The following is an 18,373-nucleotide window of genomic DNA, read 5'->3' as shown; positions in this document are numbered from 1 at the left end:
GGCAGAGGTGGAAGCGCAGTAATGCGTGAAGCTGACTGTTACTAATAGGTCGAGGGCTTAACCAAGAGGTTTAGGTGGAAAGGTTTTGGAAAGAAAAAGTATTGACTGTATGCAGTTTTGAAGGTACAAACGTAAGAGATCATCACGAAAGTGATGATCTTTTTTTTCGGGAAAATTCATGATATACTGACAGAAGTAAAAAAATTGGAGAACTACGATAATGGCAAAGAAGAATCAGAAGAAGACAAAAAGTAAAATTGTATCTGCAGCATGGAAGCTTTTTTACGAACAGGGATATGAAGACACGACGATTGAGGAAATTATCGAAGAATCTGGCACATCGAAAGGCTCTTTTTATCATTATTTTGAGGGAAAGGACGCGCTGCTGGGTTCTCTGGCATATATGATGGACGAAAAATATGAGGAATTGGAGCCAACGATTTCAGAGGATGCCGATTGCTATGAGGTGCTTCTCTATCTGAATCGTGAACTTCTGACGATGATAGAAGAATCCATCAATGTGGAACTTCTTACAAGACTTTATTCCACACAGTTGACGACGCACGGGGAACGTCCTCTTTTGGATCATGGACGGACTTATTATAAATTATTGAAAAAGATTATCTCGAGAGGAAGGGAAAAGAAAGAACTGCGCACAGATATGAGTGTCAGTGAAATGGTGCGATATTATGCCATGTGTGAACGGGCGCTGCTTTACGAATGGTGTCTGAGAAAGGGAGAATACTCTCTTTCAGAAGAAGCGGAACGAAAATTTCCCATGATGATCGGTAGTTTGAAATAGACGAAATACTAGAATACATTCTGTACTTTACTCTGTATTGCATCCTATTCCAAATTGTAGTAGAATGCAGAGAAAGCGCGAAAACACAAGGTTTTTGCACAGAATAAAAGCAGAACGAGAGGAAGAATGTGTTATGAATACAGTACAGATACTGATGATGCTCACTATCCTGATTTACCTGGCAGCCATGATATGGATCGGTGCCATTCTTTCAGGAAAAAACAGAACAACGGATGATTTCTATCTGGGAGGACGAAAACTTGGCCCGTTTGTGACGGCGATGAGTGCAGAGGCCTCTGACATGAGCAGCTGGCTTCTTATGGGACTTCCAGGAGTTGCCTATCTGACCGGAACGGCAGATGCAGCGTGGACCGCCATTGGTCTGGCCATCGGAACCTATGTGAACTGGCTGGTAGTAGCGCAGAGACTTCGACATTATACACATGTGTGTAACAATTCTACGACGCTTCCGTTATTCTTTTCCAACCGTTACCGTGATGAGAAAAGAATCCTGTCCGTGATTGCAGCAGTACTGATTATTATTTTCTTTGTACCCTATACTGCATCCGGATTTGCAGCCTGCGGAAAATTATTTTCCAATTTGTTTGGTGTCAGCTATCTTCCGGCTATGATTATCAGTGCGATTGTAATCGTAGCTTATACGACACTGGGTGGATTCCTGGCAGCAAGTACAACAGATTTTGTGCAGAGTATCGTAATGACTCTGGCAATTGTTGTAGTATTTGGATTTGGAATTTCCAAAGTGGGAAGTTTTGATGCAGTTATCGAAAATGCGCAATCAATGGCAGGATATTTCAGTCTGACACAGATCTATGATCCTGTAACGAATTCCGCATCACCATATGGTCTGTTGACGATTTGTTCTATGCTTGCATGGGGACTCGGATATTTTGGTATGCCGCATGTATTACTTCGTTTTATGGCTATTGAAGATGCAAAGAAATTGAAACTTTCCAGAAGAGTAGCAACTGTGTGGGTAGTTATCTCCATGATTATTGCTGTATTCATTGGTGTGGTTGGAAATGCAATGACAAAGGCAGGTGTGATTCCGGTACTGGAAGATCCGGAGACGATCATCCTGGTAGTGGCAGATCTGATTTCCAGACATGGATTCCTGGCAGCCATTGTAGCAGGACTGATTCTGGCAGGTATTCTGGCAGCAACGATGTCTACTGCAGATTCTCAGCTCCTGGCAGCATCCTCCAGTGCTTCCCAGAACATTCTGAAGGAAGTCTTTGTTAAAGACATGAGCGAGAAGACCGGAATGGTAGTAGCACGTGTGACGGTGATGATTATTGCAGTTATTGCCATGTTTATTGCGAGAGATTCTGACAGCTCTGTATTCCAGATCGTATCTTTTGCGTGGGCAGGATTTGGTGCCTCCTTTGGACCGCTGGTACTTCTGGCACTGTTCTGGAAGCGTTCTACTCTGCAGGGAGCCTTAAGCGGAATGGTATGCGGTGGTGCCATGATATTCATCTGGAAGTTCCTGGTTCGTCCTATGGGCGGTGTGCTTGGTATCTATGAGCTGCTTCCGGCATTTCTTGTGGGACTTGCAGTAAACATCATTGTCAGCTTGCTGACACCGGCTCCGTCTCAGGAGATTCAGGAGGAGTTCGATAAAGTAGCAGCAATGAAATAATTATACATAAAGAACGTAAAATAACCCCGGATCCGAATAGATCCGGGGTTTCTCTTTATGCTCGTACAGATGTTATACCGTATGGAATTTGGCAATGTAGACAGGATAGGTCTCGGTGCCTTTCATTTCTTTACCGGCGGTTACGATAACATTTTTATCTGTGATCAGATACTCAATGTCAGCGCCTGCTTCAACGACGGTATCCTGCATGAGGATACAGTTCCTGACTTTTGCACCTTTGGCAATCTTGACACCTCGGAACAGAATACTGTTCTCAACCTCGCCCTCGATCAGGCATCCGTCAGCAACCATTACATTGTGTGCAGAAGCACCTTCCACATAGCGGGTCGGTGTATCATCACGGACCTTTGTATAGATCGGAGACGGAGAGAAGAGTGCATCCAGATTGTATTCATCCAGAAGCTTCATGTTCTCGTCGAAATAAGTCTTGATACTGGAAACGCATGCTACGTATCCGTCGTATTTATAACCCTGAATATTCAGTTTGTTGATCTGTGGAATCAGCACATCCCTTTCGAACCACTCCTGACCAAGAAGAGAAGCTTCTGTAATCAGGTCAATCAGAAGTTCCCGATCCATGATAATAATATTCAGGGAAAAATTCTGGATTCCTTCATCCTTGGAGTTTACAAGAATTTTGGTTACTTTGTTTCCATCCAGCTGCAGGGTATAATAATATCCCTTGGAATTATCACGTACTTTCGTGAACCCTTCCGGAATCTCCTGCTCATGATATACGATGGTAATATCAGCACCGCTTTCTGCATGTTTTTCTATCAGATCGGTAAAATCAAAGTTGACAGCCAGATGGCAATCTGCCAGTACGACATATTTTTCTTTATGGCCTTTCAGAAATTCAAGTACATTGGCTAACGCACCGGCACGTCCTCTGTAAGGTTTGGAGGATTTGTCTGCATAAGGCGGGAAAATGCTTAAGCCACCGTTTTTACGAACCATATCCCATGCACGACCAGAACCAAGGTGGTCGATCAGGGACTGATAATTATTGTTGACAATAACACCAATAGAATCGATTCCACAATTGGACATACTGGAAAGGATAAAGTCAATCATACGGTAACGGCTTGCAAAAGGAATGGAAGCCATCAGCCGCACATTTACCAGATCCGGTACAAAAGTATCATAGCTGTTGGGAAAGATGATTCCCAGTGTGTTCATGTTGGAGTTTACCATTGCTCTTCACCGCCTTTTACATTATTTCTGACCATGGCTTTGGGTCCGATCACAGCCCCTTCACCAATCGTAATACCGGAGCCGACAGTAGCTACTCCATGCTCATCACCTTCAGGCATGGCTCCAACCACGGCATTCTCCTTGATCGTTACATTTTCGGCAATAATACAATGGCGTACAACGGCACCTCGCTCGATAGTGGTACCGCCCATGACAACGGCATCTTCCACGACAGCACCTTCCGCTACTTTGACACCGGCGAAGAGAACGGAGTGTTTTACAGTTCCCTTGATACGGCATCCGTCAGTGATCATGGAGTCATGTACATCTGCAGAAGCACTGATCTTGTGTCCGGTCATGCCGCTGTTGCGACTGTAGATCTTCCAGTTGTTATCAAACAGGTTGATACCGCTGTGCTCTGGATCCATAACCTCCATATTAGCTTCCCACAGAGAAGAGATGGTTCCGACATCCTTCCAGTATCCGTTGAAATGGTAAGCATACATCTTGCGGTTATCTCTGAGGAGATTCGGGATAATGTTGTTACCAAAGTCATTTTCGGAGGTTGGATCCTGCTCATCTTCTTCCAGATATTTGCGAAGGATATCCCAGTTGAAGATGTAGATACCCATGGATGCAAGATTGGATTTCGGATTCTTCGGCTTCTCCTGGAACTCCGTAATCCGGTCATTTTCATCCGCTACCATCAGACCGAAACGGGAAGCCTCGTCCCATGGAACTTCCATGACAGCGACACTGAATTCGGCCCCTTTTTCCATGTGGAATCGAAGAAAATCGCTGTAATCTTGTTTACAGATCTGGTCTCCGGATAAAATGATGACATATTCAGGATCATAACGTTCAATAAATGAAATATTCTGATAGATGGCATTTGCTGTACCTTTGTACCAGTCGGAGCCGGATGCTTTTTGGTACGGCGGAAGAACATGAACACCACCATAAAGACGATCCAGATCCCAGGGCTGTCCATTTCCAATATATTCATTAAGAACAAGCGGTTGGTACTGGGTAAGAATACCTACCGTGTCAATACCTGAATTAATGCAGTTTGAAAGCGGGAAATCGATAATACGATATTTACCGCCGAATGGAACTGCAGGTTTTGCAAGTTTTTCGGTCAGTGCATAGAGTCTGGAACCCTGGCCACCGGCCAAAAGCATTGCGATCATTTCCTTTGCCATAATACTCCCCTCCTGAAGTGATATCTCATATACAATATTACTACAATGCCGAGAAAAATGATAGATGTTTTGTGCAAAATTTGCATACATTTCATGTGAAATAAAATTTACAAATTTCGACGTTAAAAATCAGCTAAGAAAAATGAATAGGAATTAACATCACGTTAAGATCGGCATTGACATATAGAAAGAAAAAAATACCTGTGATATGATTCCGATGATCAGATTTTAATGAGAAAAGAGGAGTGACTATGGGTAATTTAGGAAATATGCTGCTGGTAGCATTCATGGTAGTTCTGGGAGGCGTTCCCACAATCTATATTCTGGTGAGTCTGCCGGTAATTCTTGTTCAGAAAATTTACGGAATCGTAAAAAATGGAAAATCATTCTTTGATTAGAAAAAGAGAGGCTTTGCGACAGAGCCTCTTTTTTCTCAGATTGACATCAAGGGTGTTGCTGGGATATGATAAGGTCATTAAAAACGGAGAAAAAAGTATGGAAAAACTGAAGAGCCAGATTACGGTCAAAGATACTCTGATTACCATCGGAATTCTGGGTGCAACATCCGTTGCAGTTTATCTTCTGCAGCAATTTGTAAGTTCCAATTCAGACAGCCATGTGCCGCTGCTGTTTGTGCTTGCAGTTTTATTTATTTCCAGATTTACAGATGGATATATTTATGGACTTGTCGCATCCATGGTAGCAGTAGTAGGTGTTAATTATGTGTTTACCTACCCCTATTTTGAATTTAATTTTACGATTACAGGGTATCCGCTTACATTTTTGAGCATGCTGGCGGTTTCGATCAGTGTCGGAACACTTACGACACAGATCAAGCAGCAGGAGCAGATTAAGTTGGAAGTGGAAAAGGAGAAGATGAGGGCCAATCTTCTGAGAGCGGTTTCTCATGATATCCGGACTCCGCTTACCTCTATCGTCGGATCGGCTTCCGGTATTCTCGACAATCATGAGATTTTGACAGAAGAGAAGAAGATGGAGCTGGTACAGGATATCAAGGATGAGGCACAGTGGCTGATCCGGATTGTGGAGAATCTTCTGTCTGTCACACGAATTCATGGAGATAATACGCAGATCAAGACAGAAGAAGAGGTTGTGGAAGAGATTATCAGCAGTGCAGTGATCAAATTTGCAAAGCGGTTCCCGGATGTAAAAATAGATGTGGAGATGCCGCAGGAATTTCTTATGGTGCCCATGGATGGAATTCTGATTGAGCAGGTATTGGTCAATCTGCTGGAAAATTCGGTACTGCATGGAAAGACAACAAAACTGATCCGGATTGTAGTAATTCATGAACCCGGAAAACTTTTAGTTGCTGTGGAGGATGACGGCCAGGGAATTAAGCCGGAAGTGCTTCCGGAGATGTTTGAAGGGAAGATCCATTCTGAGGAGGATGGAGAAGAATATGATGCCAAGCGGAATATGGGCATTGGGCTATCTGTGTGCAAGAGCATTATCACGGCACATAAGGGCGGTGTGAAAGCGGAAAACATGAGCGCAGGCGGTGCCAGAGTGATGTTCTGGCTGCCTATGGAGGAGGACGAGACAGATGGAGATTAAAGACAGAGTCCTTGTCATTGAAGATGATAAAAGTATCCGGAATTTTATGAAGACGATTCTGGAAGCAAATAATTATGAAGTGATCATGGCGGTGAACGGGGCGGAAGCCTACAGCATGATTACATCCCAGTGCCCGGATGTGGTGATACTGGATCTGGGTCTTCCAGATATGGACGGCATGAAGATTTTAAAGAGTGTCAGAGAATGGTCCGGTATGCCGATCCTTGTGGTATCCGCCAGAAGTCACGAGCGGGATAAGGTGGAAGCACTGGATCTGGGAGCTGATGATTACATTACAAAGCCTTTTGGCACTTCTGAACTGCTTGCCAGACTGCGGACTGCGATCCGCCATGCAAGGTTTTCTTATCTTACACCGGAGGGAATGCAGACAGGGACTTTCCGTTCCGGTGATCTTGTGATAGACTATGATAAACACCGGGTTTACGTGGGAGAGCAGGATGCGGGTCTTACGCAGAATGAATATAAGATCGTGAGTCTTCTTGGAAAGTATGCGGGAAAAGTACTGACCTATGATTTCCTTATCAAGGAAATCTGGGGACCAAACATGAAGAATGATAACCGGATTCTGCGCGTAAACATGGCAAACATCAGAAGAAAGATAGAACATAATCCGGCTCAGCCTCAGTACATATTTACCGAGGTGGGTGTTGGTTATCGGATCGTGGATCCAGACTAGCGCGCTGTGGGTATGATGCCGGAATGTGGATTTGGGGATCATAACCATGAACGAAGAACAGAAGAAAGAGCGGACGCTGGAGATCATCAAGCGCCTGAAAAATGAATATCCGGATGCAGACTGTACGCTGGATTATGATGATGCATGGAAACTGCTGGTCAGTGTGAGGCTGGCAGCCCAGTGTACCGATGCCAGAGTAAATGTAGTAGTAGAGGATCTCTATAAAAAGTTTCCGAGCGTGGATGCACTGGCAGCAGCGAATGTAGATGAGATCGAGGAGATCGTTCGCCCATGTGGACTTGGTAAGAGCAAGGCACGGGATATCAGTGCCTGCATGAAGATGCTGAAAGAGGAGTACGGTGGGAAAGTGCCGGATGATTTCAACAAACTGCTGGCATTACCGGGTGTTGGCAGAAAGAGTGCCAATCTGATTATGGGAGATGTATTTCACAAACCTGCCATTGTTACGGATACCCATTGCATTCGACTGGTGAACCGGATGGGACTTGTAGATGGTATCAAGGATCCGAAGAAGGTGGAGATGGCGCTGTGGAAACTGGTACCGCCGGAAGAGGGCAGTGATTTCTGTCATCGTCTGGTGAACCACGGAAGAGATGTCTGTACCGCCAGGACGAAACCTCATTGTGAAAAGTGCTGTCTCAATGACATCTGTGAGAAGGCAGGAGTGGAAAAATAAGAGAAAATGAAAGGCCAGGCTTTAAAAAGCTTGACCTTTTTTTCGTTTCGCGTCAGTATAATAAGAAGAAATAGTTTGAGGAGCAAAATATTATGTTTGTATTAAGAAGAATCTACTGCCGCGTATTTCAACTGGCATTTCGTGCAGCACTGCCGGTGCTGCCTTATCGCAACCCGAAAATCATCCCTTCTGATGCCGGTATTCCTGATGTTTTGAGAAAGCATGGAGTCGGTTCCGTCATGATCGTGACGGATGCCGGTATTCGTTCCCTGGGTCTGACTGCGTTCCTGGAAAAAACGCTGAAAGAAAATGATATTTCCTATTGTATCTATGACAGAACGGTCGCCAATCCGACCATCTGGAACGTGGAAGAGGCGAAGGATCTGTATCTGAAGGAAGGCGCTCAGGCAATTATTGCATTCGGAGGCGGTTCTTCCATGGACTGTGCCAAGGCGGCCGGTGCGAGAATTGTAAAACCGCATCAGAGTATCAGCCAGATGAAAGGACTTCTGAAAGTACACAAAAAACTGCCATTGCTTATTGCAATTCCGACCACAGCAGGAACCGGAAGCGAGACGACTCTGGCTGCAGTCATCACGGACAGTGAGAAACATTATAAATATCCGATTAATGATTTCAGCCTGATTCCCCGATATGCGGTGCTTGAGTATCATGAAACGGTCGGCCTTCCGAAGATGATTACGGCAACGACCGGTATGGATGCCCTGACCCATGCGGTGGAAGCCTATATCGGAGGTTCTACGACAAAAGAGACGAGAAAGATGGCAGAAGAGGCGGTGACGCTGATTCATCAGCATCTGAAAAACGCATATGATGACGGACATAATAAGGAAGCAAGAAAAGGCATGCTTAAGGCTGCTTACTGTGCCGGTGTGGCATTTACCAAGTCCTATGTAGGTTATGTTCATGCAGTGGCACATTCGCTGGGCGGACAGTATGGCACTCCGCACGGACTTGCCAATGCGGTTATTCTTCCGGTGGTGCTTCGAATGTATGGACCGGCCTGCGAGAAAAAACTGGCATGTCTTGCAAGAAAAGCAGGGGTTGTGGATGAGAAACTGAATGACAGAGAGGCCTCCAGAGATTTTATCCGGTGGATCCAGAAAATGAATGATTCCATGGGAATACCAAGGACGATCTCCGGTATCCATGAAAAAGATATCTCCATGATGGCGAAACATGCTGATCAGGAGGGTAATCCGCTGTATCCGGTACCAGTACTCATGAACCGTAAAGAACTGGAGCAGATTTATTACAAAGTGAAAGAATAGGAGTATCGCATGTCCATGACAATAGAAGAAATGATAAAAAAACAGCAGGAATATTTTGCAGCAGGAAAAACATGTGAGCTTGCGCAGCGTATTCAGGCATTGAATCGGCTTGAGCAGGGAATTTTAAACTGTGAGCAGGAGCTATATGCAGCACTGAAAAAGGATCTGGGAAAATCCAGAGCCGAAAGCTACATGTGCGAGGTGGGACTGACGCTCTCTGAACTTCGTTTTGTGAAAAAGCATGTGCAGAAATGGAGCCGGGAGAAACGGGTTCCTACCCCACTGGCACAGTTTCATGCCAGAAGCTTTACTGTACAGGAACCTTACGGCGTGGTGCTCGTCATGTCACCGTGGAATTATCCGGTGCTTCTTACGCTGGAACCTCTCATCGGTGCGCTGGCAGCAGGAAACTGCTGTGTACTGAAACCGTCTGCTTACTCACCGGCAACATCTGCGGTGATGAAAAAGATGATTGCAGACGTATTTCCCGAGGAGTATGTAACGGTTATAGAAGGTGGTCGCGAGGAAAACCAGAACCTTCTTTCTCAGAAATTTGATTATATTTTCTTCACCGGCGGTGTGCAGGTGGGAAAGATGGTCATGGAAAAAGCAGCTGCAAATCTGACTCCTGTTACTCTGGAGCTGGGAGGAAAGAGTCCCTGTATCATTGATAAAAGCGCCAATCTGAAACTGACGGCGAAAAGGCTTGCTTTTGGAAAATATCTGAATTGCGGACAGACCTGTGTGGCACCGGATTATGTGCTGGTGCACGAAGCGGTGAAGGAGGAGTTCTTAAAGCTCCTGAAATCGGAAATCCGTGCCATGTACGGGGAAGATCCTCTGAAGAATCCGGACTATGGAAAGATGATCAACCGGAAACATTTTGACCGGGTATTGGGACTTATGAAAGAAGAAAAACTGATTCTGGGCGGAGAAAATGATACGGCGTCATTACGGATTGCCCCTGCTGTTATGGATCAGGTGACAGAGGATGACGCAGTCATGCAGGAAGAAATCTTTGGACCTCTTCTGCCGGTACTGACTGTTGGATCCATGGAAGAAGCCATTGCTTTTGTAAATCGCAGACCGAAACCGCTGGCACTGTATCTTTTTACAGAAAATCGGGAAACAGAGAAAAATGTACTGGAATATACTTCCTTTGGAGGCGGCTGCATCAACGATACCATTATTCATCTGGCTACATCCCAAATGGGATTTGGCGGCGTCGGAAACAGTGGAATGGGCTCTTATCATGGAAAGAAAAGTTTTGAGACCTTCAGTCATGAGAAAAGCATCGTGAAAAAATACACATGGATGGACCTGCCTATGCGTTATCAGCCTTATACCGGATGGAAAGAAAAACTGGTGCGGATGTTTGTGAAATAGAGGCTGCCATTGACAGACTGCCCCGACTGAGGGTATGATAAAAAAAGAGAAACTGGCACTGGGGGCGCCAACAGAAGGGGGATAAAAAATGCAGGTAACGATCAAAAAAGGAGTTCCGGAAAGACTGGAAGATTATGTGGATGTGATGCGTGACAGTGCGCTCTGGGATCATTATTATGTCCCGGATGAGAGCCTTTTGAGAGATACGCTGGCAGAAGGACTGAGAGATGGAACGGTATTTATTGCAGAGACCTCTTCCGGAGAGGCGGCAGGTCTGATGATTTGTGAATGGAAGGGAATGTTTGGACTGTGGCCCTATCTGGCACTTCTTGGCGTGAAGAAGAATTATCGGGGAATGGGCATCGGACATCAGTTCCTGGATACATTTGAAGCAATCGGAAGGGCAATGGGAGTCAGAAATCTCTTTATTTGTGTCAGTGGGTTTAATCCAAGAGCCAAGGCTCTTTATATGTCAAAGGGTTATAAAAAGGTGGCTTTGATCTCAGATCTTTATAAAGATGGCGTAAATGAAAATGTGCTGATGAAAAAGATTGGCTCATCATAAATAATTCTTGACCTTTCGTTGAGAATAGGGCAGAATTGTAAAAGTATTTTAAGAGACTGGACATAAACGAAAGATAGGCTCTGCCCGGGGATAAATGCGGACAGAGCTTTTCAATGTCCGGCAAAGGAGATGATGGAATCAATGTTGAATCAGTTTTCAAGAACAGAACTTTTACTTGGAAAAGAGAATATGGAACGCCTGGCAGATGCCAGAGTAGCTGTTTTCGGTATCGGCGGCGTGGGTGGATATACTGTGGAGGCGCTGGCAAGAAGCGGTGTGGGCACTCTGGACCTTGTCGATGATGATAAAGTGTGCCTGACCAATATTAACCGCCAGATTATTGCAACCCGCAGTACCATTGGAAAATATAAGGTGGATGTGGCAAAAGATCGCATTCTGGATATTAATCCCCATGCGGTGGTTCATACTTACAAGACGTTTTACATGCCGAACACGGCAGATCAGTTTGATTTCAGCCAGTATGATTATGTGGTGGATGCTATTGATACGGTGACTGGTAAAATTCAGCTGGTGGAGCAGGCGAATGCCTGCGGCGTACCGATTATCAGTTCCATGGGAGCCGGCAATAAGCTGGATCCGTCTGCTTTTGAGGTGGCTGACATTTACAAAACTTCTGTCTGCCCGCTGGCAAAGGTGATGCGCCGGGAGCTGAAGAAGAGAAGAATCCGCCACCTGAAAGTGGTATATTCCAAAGAACAGCCCTTAGAGCCTATCGACGATATGGCGATCAGCTGCAGAGAACATTGCATCTGCCCGCCGGGTGCTGTGAGAAAATGTACGGAGCGACGGGCAATTCCAGGAAGTACGGCATTTGTTCCGTCTGTCGTAGGTCTTATCATCGCCGGTGAAGTCGTCAAAGATCTGACCGTGAACCGGAAGGAAAAAGCACTAAAACAGCCGGAGACCACGGTAACAGGAGGTCAGGAATGAAAGTAATTACCATAGAAGAGCTGGAAAAGCTGGCTCCCGGAGAGGCAACCATCGTGGATGTGCGTCCCGAAGAGGAATTCCGGAGAGGTACTTTTGAAGGAGCCATCAACATTCCCATGAAAGAATTTTCAGACCGGATGGATGAGATTCCAAAAGATAAACCGGTCTGGTTACTTTGTCATACCGGAGAGCGTAGTGTGGAATATGTGGAGCTTCTCTGCCTGTCTGGCTATGATGCAGGAAATGTGGAAGGGGGGTACCGTGCATTCTTGCGCCTTCAGCTGGGAAGATTTATTTCCGAAGAAGACATCATGAAGGAGAAAACCAAAGAAATCGAGCGGAGCCTCATTAAAAAGTTCAGAAAATCCATCTGGAGAGCTTTTACCAAAGCAGTACAGAAATACGATCTCATCCAGCCGGGGGACAAGATCGCAGTCTGCATTTCCGGCGGTAAGGATTCTATGCTTATGGCAAAGCTTTTACAGGAACTGCAGCGTCATGGAAAATATCCTTTTGAACTGGTATTTCTGGTCATGAATCCGGGATACAATGCGGATAACTGGAAGATTATTCAGGATAATGCGAAGGTTCTGGGCATTCCGCTGACTGTTTTTGAAAGTGATATTTTTAACATTGTAGCAGAAGTGGATAAAAATCCCTGCTATTTGTGCGCCAGAATGAGAAGAGGCTATCTTTATTCCCATGCGAAAGAACTGGGCTGCAACAAGATTGCTCTGGGACATCATTTTGACGACGTGATTGAAACCGTACTTATGGGAATGCTCTATAGCGGAAAAGTCGAGACGATGATGCCGAAGCTTCACAGTAAGAATTTTGAAGGTATGGAGCTGATCCGGCCTATGTATATGGTAAAAGAGGCGGATATCAAGGCATGGCGCGATTATCACCAGCTGCATTTCATTCAGTGTGCATGCCGTTTTACTGAGAACTGCGCCACCTGTGGAGGAGCAAAGGGCTCAAAGCGGGATGAAATGAAAGAGTTGGTTGCAAAATTCCGTGAAACCAGTGACGTGATTGAGTATAATATTTTCAACAGTGTGCATAATGTCAACCTGCGGACCATTATCGGTTATCACAAGGATGACATGGAATATAATTTCCTGGATGACTATGACGATTGGGGGAAGACAGGTCATGGAGAAAATAGCACAGAAGTTTCTGGAGAATCAGAATCTTAATAAAGAAGAGTTCGTAAAGCTGATCCGGTGTGCCCATGATCCGGAGGTAAGAGAGCTTCTGGCAGAGCGTGCACTGGAGCTCCGAAAGAAATATTATGGGGATAAGGTCTATACCAGAGGTCTCATTGAGTTTACCAATTACTGTAAAAATAACTGCTATTACTGCGGTATTCGCAGGGGCAACCGGAATGCGAAACGCTACCGGCTGACAGAAGAGGAGATCCTTGCCTGCTGTGAAAATGGATATGAGCTGGGATTCCGGACCTTTGTACTGCAGGGAGGGGAAGATCCGTATTACAGCGACGAACGGATGGAACACATTATCCGAAGGATAAAAGAAAAATATCCGGAGTGTGCTGTGACCTTGTCCATAGGGGAACGTTCTATGGAGAGTTACCAAAGATTCCGTAAGGCCGGGGCAGACCGGTATCTTCTGCGTCATGAGACAGCGGATGAAACCCATTACCGGACGCTCCATCCAGAAGAAATGAGCCTTCAGAACCGTATGGAATGTCTTAAAAATCTGAAAATCCTTGGGTATCAGGTGGGGGCAGGATTTATGGTGGGTTCACCTAACCAGACCGAAGAATGTCTGGCAGAGGATCTTCTGTTTCTTAAGGAACTGGAGCCTCAGATGGTGGGCATTGGTCCCTTCATTCCTCACCACGATACAGCATTTGCAAAGGAACCGGCAGGGAGCGTGGAACTGACATTGTATCTTTTGTCTGTAATCCGGATTTTGCTGCCGAAGGTACTTCTTCCGGCAACGACGGCCCTTGGCACCATGGATCCTCGAGGAAGAGAAAAAGGGCTTGCCGTGGGAGCCAACGTGGTAATGCCGAATCTGTCTCCGGTGAAAAACCGGAAGCAGTATGAACTCTATGACAATAAAATCTGCACCGGTGAGGAAGCGGCAGAATGCCGCGGCTGTCTTTCCAGAAGAGTGGAAAGTGTAGGCCTTCATCTGGTCAGCGACCGCGGAGACGCAGTGGAATAACGATTCGCGTAAACAGCGAAGCGAAAGGAGAATGCAATATGAAATTCACATATCCGGCAGTGATTGGAAAAGAAGAAAATGGTTCCTGGAAAGCAGTACTTCCGGATCTGGCCTGCTGTGAGGCGGAGGCAGAAACTCTGGAGGAAGTGATTGAGAAAGCCAATGCAGCCCTTTACGACTGGATTGAACTGGAACTTTCCGAGGATGAGGTGAATCTTCCCCCGATTTCGGATCCAAGAGATCTGGAACAGCATCTGAAGGAGGGGCAGCAGGTCAGACAGATCTGCGTAAATATCCGTTTGTTTGATGGATGGGATGAGTAAAAATTATGAGACTATTGGTAGCGGAAGACGAACGGGATTTAAATGAGATTATCCTGCAGAAGTTAAAATCAGAGGGATACAGTGTGGATGCCTGCTATGACGGGGCAGAAGCCATGGATATTCTCTCTTATACAGAGTATGATGCAGTACTTCTGGATATTATGATGCCGAAAGCGGATGGATATCAGGTACTGGAGGCTCTGCGCGCGTCAGGAAAAGAGACTCCGGTTTTGTTTCTGACGGCGAGAGATGCCATTGAAGACCGGGTAAGAGGGTTGGATAGCGGAGCCTGCGATTATCTGGTAAAACCATTTTCACTGGAAGAACTGGCGGCAAGAGTCCGGGCGGCACTCCGCATTTCTCATGGAAAATCCACCAATCTGTTGACAATTGATGATCTGACGGTGGATTGTGGATCCCATCGTGTGACCCGCGGTGGAAAACTCATCGAACTTTCCGCAAAAGAGTATGCACTTCTGGAATATCTCATGCTGAATCAGGGCATCGTGTTATCCAGAGAAAAGATAGAAAACCATATCTGGAATTTTGACTATGAAGGCGGAACTAATGTGGTAGACGTTTATATCAGCTATCTGAGAAAGAAAATCGACGGTGGACATGAAAAGCGTCTGATTCACACCGTACGTGGCCGCGGCTACGTGCTCAGGGAGGAAGCATAGTGAAAAAATGGTCCATCCGTATGAAGATCACATTATGGTTTGCAGGGGCACTGGTTTTGATGGTGGCTCTGACTTATGGTGTTCTTTTATCGGTCAGTCATCAGGTGATTCAGAAGACCGTCAGGGACGGACTGATCGAGACGGTGGAAAATAATGTAGATGAAATTGAATTTTATGAGACTCTGGATGAGATGAATCTTGCCGGCGATGTAGATCAGTTTATGGCCTGGAAGGACGGATATCTGGAAGTAGATGACGACTTTCTGGATCAGGTGAACGGGATCTATACGGCATTGTATGACAGCAGCCAGAGTCTTCTTTATGGAGAAAATCCGATTGCCATGGAAAGTCTGGAAATACCGTTGGAAAATGCAGTAATCCGGAAATTGAAAGTGGAAGGTGTGCTGTATTATATCTTTGACCGGGAGCTTGAAGGAGAAGGTCTTGACGGTCTCTGGCTCAGAGGCGTAGTATCCGAAGAGCAGACCCGTGCGGAAATGTCTTCAATTACCCGGCTTTCCCTAGTGCTTATGCCGGTTTTGCTGATATTGGCGGTCATTGGAGGCTACATAATTGCAGGAAGAATGCTGTGGCCTGTCCGGAAAATATCGGAGACTGCGGAAGAAATCTGCAATGGAAACGACCTGAAAAAGAGGATTGATGTGGGAGAAGGGCAGGATGAACTGCATCAGCTGGCAGCAGGATTCAATGGTATGTTTGAGCGGCTTGACCAGGCCTTTGAGATGGAAAAGCAGTTTACCTCAGATGCTTCCCATGAGCTCCGTACACCGGTGGCAGTGATACTTGCCCAGTGCGAACTGATGATGGGCGAGGAAAAAAGTCCGGAAGAATATCAGCACGCGTTGAACGTTATTGAGAGGCAGAGCCGGAAAATGTCAAAACTGATTCAGGATCTGCTCATGTATACCAGATTGGAACTGAAGACAGATAAATACAAAAAAGAACAGGTATCTCTATCAGAAATTGCAGAATCTGTATGCGAAGATATGGCACTGATCCGTAGAAAGGGGATTACCCTTACCAGGCAGGTGCAGGAAGGAATTACCTGTTCCGGAAATCAGATGTTATTGACGCGGCTGCTTGTGAACCTTATTTCCAATGCCTATCGTTATGGAAAAGAAAATGGTCATATTTTGGTAAAGCTTGAAAAAAACACGGATGAGATCAGACTTTCCGTGGAAGATGACGGAATTGGAATTGCACGGGAAGAGCAGGAAAGAATTTTCAGAAGATTTTATCAAACTGACAGTTCCAGAACCGGAGAAGGAACAGGTCTTGGACTTTCCATGGTGCGGCAGATTGCTGAATTTCATGGCGGAACGGTTCAGGTGGAAAGTGTTCCGGGAAAAGGAAGTATTTTTACGTTTCTAATGTTTCTCTAATCTTTGTATTGTATGCTGTACCCATAACAAAGAACAACTGTCAGGAAAGGGGATTACAGTATGAAGAAGAGAACCATTATGACTACCGCCTGTGCAGCTGCAGCATTGGCGCTGCTTGGAACAGGAACCGTATTTGCAGCGGGAAGTATTGCCGAAAAGTCATCCATAGGAGCGGGAAATGCCATTAATTTCGCATTTGCGGATGCCGGAATTGATCCGGTAAGCGCCACAGATGTGGAAGCAGACTTTGATTATGAGCAGGGACAGTTCATTTATGATGTAGAATTTACTGCCAATAACACAGAATATGATTACTGGATCAAAGCATCCAGCGGTGCAGTTGTAAAGAAGGATGTAAAACTGCTTCCGGGAGCCCAGACTACGGCAAAGGAAGAGAAAAAAGAAGAGGCAAAACAGGAAACCGGCAGCAATGCAGTAAAAGAAGAGATAAAGCAGATTACGCTGGAAGAGGCGAAAAACAAAGCACTTACAGATGCAGGACTGAAAGCAGCGGAAGTGACATTTACAAAAGAAAAGGCTGACACAGAAGACGGTGTGCCGGTTTATGAAGTAGAATTTTTTAAAGACAATACAGAATACGAATATGAAATTGATGCAGTGAGCGGCAGCATCAGAAGCAAGAGCAAAGAGACCGAGACAGTCGTACAGAGCCAGCCACAGCAGTCCAGTCAGTCTAAGCAGGAAACGAAGACGGAAGTAAAGCAACAGCCAAAGCAGGAAACGAAGACGGAAGTAAAGCAACAGCCAAAGCAGGAAACAAAGACAGAAGTAAAAACGGCGGCTCAGCCGGCGGCATCGAGCACCATCAGCGTTGATAAAGCAAAAGAAACTGCCACCAGTCATGCAGGATTGAAAGTGGCAGACGTGACGTTCTCCAAGGCAAAGCTTGATAATGATGATGGAAGGCTGGAATATGAGATTGAGTTCTTCCGGGATGGAGTAGAGTACGATTATACCATTGATGCAGTGAACGGTTCTATTCTGGAATGCGATTCGGAATACCAGGAGACAGATGATGTCAATGATGATTTTGATGATGACGACTGGGACGATGATGATGATCATGACGATGATGATGATGACGATGATGATGATGACGATGATGATGATGACGATTGATAAAAACAGAAGTTTGTACACAAAATGACACTTTCAATGCGAAAAAGTACAAAAAAGGGTTCTCCATAAAAGGAGAACCTGAAAAGGGAGGATGCCGGAGACTGCTACTCCGGCATTATTATGAAAAAGTTTATTTAAAATGTTACTGGCTGTCTTTGTTTTGATGGTTTTATTATATGCAATAATCGTGAAGGAATCATGTGCATATCGTGAACCTTTTTTGAAGGATAAATGAACAAATTATGAACAACACCATATTTTCATGAAGATTTTTCGTTTGTGTGAGAGTTTGTTTTGTGAATGGAATCTTTTGCAGAAAAAATTACAGTGAAATGTAAAAAAACTGAAAATTCTACGGATCTATTTCAATAGCATTGACATCCGAAAAAAAGAGGTTATAATACAAATCATCAGAAGAAGATACGACTTCTGATAATTGAAAAGCGGAAACCAGTTATCAAGGGAGATAGCACTGAAGATCAGTACTGTCTCTTTATTTTTTGCTTTTCTCTATCCCCTTAGTAGTATATATATTCAACGCAAAAACTCTCAGGTTGTCCGGCCTGAGAGTTTTTGTGTTATA

Annotated in this window: 18 protein-coding genes; 16 read left to right on the top strand and 2 right to left on the bottom strand. The window is 45.1% G+C overall.

Translation table 11 applies throughout. The annotated features are described in order from the left end of the window. Positions 1-220 precede the first annotated feature (220 nt). Both LKD36_RS15295 and LKD36_RS15290 read left to right on the top strand, forming a co-directional pair. Positions 221-802: a TetR/AcrR family transcriptional regulator gene (locus tag LKD36_RS15295; RefSeq protein WP_308460136.1), complete on the top strand. Its 582-nt coding sequence runs from the start codon at positions 221-223 to the stop codon at positions 800-802. 133 nt (positions 803-935) lie between these two features. Next, positions 936-2,465 (top strand): sodium/proline symporter, encoded by a 1,530-nt coding sequence (locus LKD36_RS15290; RefSeq protein WP_308460135.1) that lies wholly within the window; start codon positions 936-938, stop codon positions 2,463-2,465. Between the two features lie 72 nt (positions 2,466-2,537). On the opposite strand, the gene glgD is transcribed toward LKD36_RS15290, so the two are convergent. Together glgD and LKD36_RS15280 are read right to left on the bottom strand one after the other, a co-directional pair. Continuing rightward, complete coding sequence (gene glgD, locus LKD36_RS15285) at positions 2,538-3,680, bottom strand: glucose-1-phosphate adenylyltransferase subunit GlgD (protein ID WP_118771567.1); 1,143 nt, start codon at positions 3,678-3,680, stop codon at positions 2,538-2,540. Beyond that, positions 3,674-4,882 carry a glucose-1-phosphate adenylyltransferase gene (locus LKD36_RS15280; RefSeq protein WP_308460134.1) on the bottom strand — a complete coding sequence of 403 codons (1,209 nt, stop codon included), beginning with the start codon at positions 4,880-4,882 and terminating at the stop codon, positions 3,674-3,676. Before LKD36_RS15280 ends, glgD begins: the two co-directional genes overlap by 7 nt. A gap of 251 nt (positions 4,883-5,133) precedes the next feature. Between LKD36_RS15280 and LKD36_RS15275 the strand changes: the two genes are divergently transcribed. The 14 genes from LKD36_RS15275 to LKD36_RS15210 all read left to right on the top strand — a co-directional run bounded on the left by LKD36_RS15275 (position 5,134) and on the right by LKD36_RS15210 (position 17,790). After that, the gene (locus LKD36_RS15275) at positions 5,134-5,280 is read left to right on the top strand and encodes a hypothetical protein (RefSeq protein ID WP_308460133.1); all 147 of its coding nucleotides are present in this window, start codon (positions 5,134-5,136) and stop codon (positions 5,278-5,280) included. 97 nt (positions 5,281-5,377) lie between these two features. Beyond that, a complete protein-coding gene (locus LKD36_RS15270) occupies positions 5,378-6,460 on the top strand; it encodes a sensor histidine kinase (RefSeq protein ID WP_118771565.1) in 1,083 nt (360 codons plus the stop codon). Next, complete coding sequence (locus LKD36_RS15265) at positions 6,450-7,157, top strand: response regulator transcription factor (RefSeq protein ID WP_308460132.1); 708 nt, start codon at positions 6,450-6,452, stop codon at positions 7,155-7,157. Before LKD36_RS15270 ends, LKD36_RS15265 begins: the two co-directional genes overlap by 11 nt. A 46-nt stretch (positions 7,158-7,203) precedes the next feature. Further along, entirely contained in the window at positions 7,204-7,854 is a 651-nt protein-coding gene (locus tag LKD36_RS15260; protein ID WP_118771563.1) for an endonuclease III domain-containing protein, read from the top strand. Between the two features lie 92 nt (positions 7,855-7,946). Continuing rightward, the gene (locus LKD36_RS15255) at positions 7,947-9,146 is read left to right on the top strand and encodes an iron-containing alcohol dehydrogenase (RefSeq protein WP_308460131.1); all 1,200 of its coding nucleotides are present in this window, start codon (positions 7,947-7,949) and stop codon (positions 9,144-9,146) included. A gap of 15 nt (positions 9,147-9,161) precedes the next feature. After that, positions 9,162-10,532 carry an aldehyde dehydrogenase gene (locus tag LKD36_RS15250; RefSeq protein WP_308460130.1) on the top strand — a complete coding sequence of 457 codons (1,371 nt, stop codon included), beginning with the start codon at positions 9,162-9,164 and terminating at the stop codon, positions 10,530-10,532. Between the two features lie 88 nt (positions 10,533-10,620). After that, on the top strand, positions 10,621-11,097 hold the full coding sequence (locus LKD36_RS15245) for a GNAT family N-acetyltransferase (RefSeq protein ID WP_118771561.1): 477 nt from the start codon (positions 10,621-10,623) through the stop codon (positions 11,095-11,097). A 141-nt stretch (positions 11,098-11,238) separates the two neighbouring features. After that, a complete protein-coding gene (locus LKD36_RS15240) occupies positions 11,239-12,048 on the top strand; it encodes a tRNA threonylcarbamoyladenosine dehydratase (protein WP_308460129.1) in 810 nt (269 codons plus the stop codon). Then, positions 12,045-13,247 (top strand): ATP-binding protein, encoded by a 1,203-nt coding sequence (locus tag LKD36_RS15235; RefSeq protein WP_118771559.1) that lies wholly within the window; start codon positions 12,045-12,047, stop codon positions 13,245-13,247. The genes LKD36_RS15240 and LKD36_RS15235 overlap by 4 nt, the downstream gene beginning before the upstream one ends. After that, complete coding sequence (hydE, locus tag LKD36_RS15230; protein ID WP_308460128.1) at positions 13,204-14,244, top strand: [FeFe] hydrogenase H-cluster radical SAM maturase HydE; 1,041 nt, start codon at positions 13,204-13,206, stop codon at positions 14,242-14,244. The genes LKD36_RS15235 and hydE overlap by 44 nt, the downstream gene beginning before the upstream one ends. Before the next feature lie 38 nt (positions 14,245-14,282). Further along, positions 14,283-14,567 carry a type II toxin-antitoxin system HicB family antitoxin gene (locus LKD36_RS15225; protein ID WP_118771557.1) on the top strand — a complete coding sequence of 95 codons (285 nt, stop codon included), beginning with the start codon at positions 14,283-14,285 and terminating at the stop codon, positions 14,565-14,567. Positions 14,568-14,572: 5 nt separating this feature from the next. Continuing rightward, positions 14,573-15,247, top strand: a complete 675-nt coding sequence (locus LKD36_RS15220) for a response regulator transcription factor (protein ID WP_118771556.1) — start codon at positions 14,573-14,575, stop codon at positions 15,245-15,247. After that, entirely contained in the window at positions 15,247-16,650 is a 1,404-nt protein-coding gene (locus tag LKD36_RS15215; RefSeq protein WP_308460127.1) for a sensor histidine kinase, read from the top strand. Before LKD36_RS15220 ends, LKD36_RS15215 begins: the two co-directional genes overlap by 1 nt. A 60-nt stretch (positions 16,651-16,710) precedes the next feature. Further along, positions 16,711-17,790 carry a PepSY domain-containing protein gene (locus LKD36_RS15210; protein WP_308460126.1) on the top strand — a complete coding sequence of 360 codons (1,080 nt, stop codon included), beginning with the start codon at positions 16,711-16,713 and terminating at the stop codon, positions 17,788-17,790. Positions 17,791-18,373: the final 583 nt, after the last annotated feature.

Origin of the sequence: Hominiventricola filiformis (assembly GCF_020686965.1) — a bacterium.
Lineage (GTDB): Bacteria > Bacillota > Clostridia > Lachnospirales > Lachnospiraceae > Hominiventricola > Hominiventricola filiformis.
The sequence above is the reverse complement of the archived record's forward strand: the minus strand, read 5'-3'. Positions and strand labels throughout refer to the sequence as shown.

What these genes read in the sequence shown, in the direction of transcription:
- LKD36_RS15295 (WP_308460136.1), top strand. Translation starts at nt 221, where the DNA reads ATGGCAAAGAAGAATCAGAAGAAGACAAAAAGTAAAATTGTATCTGCA.
- LKD36_RS15290 (WP_308460135.1), top strand. Translation starts at nt 936, where the DNA reads ATGAATACAGTACAGATACTGATGATGCTCACTATCCTGATTTACCTG.
- glgD (WP_118771567.1), bottom strand. Translation starts at nt 3,680, where the DNA reads ATGGTAAACTCCAACATGAACACACTGGGAATCATCTTTCCCAACAGC.
- LKD36_RS15280 (WP_308460134.1), bottom strand. Translation starts at nt 4,882, where the DNA reads ATGGCAAAGGAAATGATCGCAATGCTTTTGGCCGGTGGCCAGGGTTCC.
- LKD36_RS15275 (WP_308460133.1), top strand. Translation starts at nt 5,134, where the DNA reads ATGGGTAATTTAGGAAATATGCTGCTGGTAGCATTCATGGTAGTTCTG.
- LKD36_RS15270 (WP_118771565.1), top strand. Translation starts at nt 5,378, where the DNA reads ATGGAAAAACTGAAGAGCCAGATTACGGTCAAAGATACTCTGATTACC.
- LKD36_RS15265 (WP_308460132.1), top strand. Translation starts at nt 6,450, where the DNA reads ATGGAGATTAAAGACAGAGTCCTTGTCATTGAAGATGATAAAAGTATC.
- LKD36_RS15260 (WP_118771563.1), top strand. Translation starts at nt 7,204, where the DNA reads ATGAACGAAGAACAGAAGAAAGAGCGGACGCTGGAGATCATCAAGCGC.
- LKD36_RS15255 (WP_308460131.1), top strand. Translation starts at nt 7,947, where the DNA reads ATGTTTGTATTAAGAAGAATCTACTGCCGCGTATTTCAACTGGCATTT.
- LKD36_RS15250 (WP_308460130.1), top strand. Translation starts at nt 9,162, where the DNA reads ATGACAATAGAAGAAATGATAAAAAAACAGCAGGAATATTTTGCAGCA.
- LKD36_RS15245 (WP_118771561.1), top strand. Translation starts at nt 10,621, where the DNA reads ATGCAGGTAACGATCAAAAAAGGAGTTCCGGAAAGACTGGAAGATTAT.
- LKD36_RS15240 (WP_308460129.1), top strand. Translation starts at nt 11,239, where the DNA reads ATGTTGAATCAGTTTTCAAGAACAGAACTTTTACTTGGAAAAGAGAAT.
- LKD36_RS15235 (WP_118771559.1), top strand. Translation starts at nt 12,045, where the DNA reads ATGAAAGTAATTACCATAGAAGAGCTGGAAAAGCTGGCTCCCGGAGAG.
- hydE (WP_308460128.1), top strand. Translation starts at nt 13,204, where the DNA reads ATGGAGAAAATAGCACAGAAGTTTCTGGAGAATCAGAATCTTAATAAA.
- LKD36_RS15225 (WP_118771557.1), top strand. Translation starts at nt 14,283, where the DNA reads ATGAAATTCACATATCCGGCAGTGATTGGAAAAGAAGAAAATGGTTCC.
- LKD36_RS15220 (WP_118771556.1), top strand. Translation starts at nt 14,573, where the DNA reads ATGAGACTATTGGTAGCGGAAGACGAACGGGATTTAAATGAGATTATC.
- LKD36_RS15210 (WP_308460126.1), top strand. Translation starts at nt 16,711, where the DNA reads ATGAAGAAGAGAACCATTATGACTACCGCCTGTGCAGCTGCAGCATTG.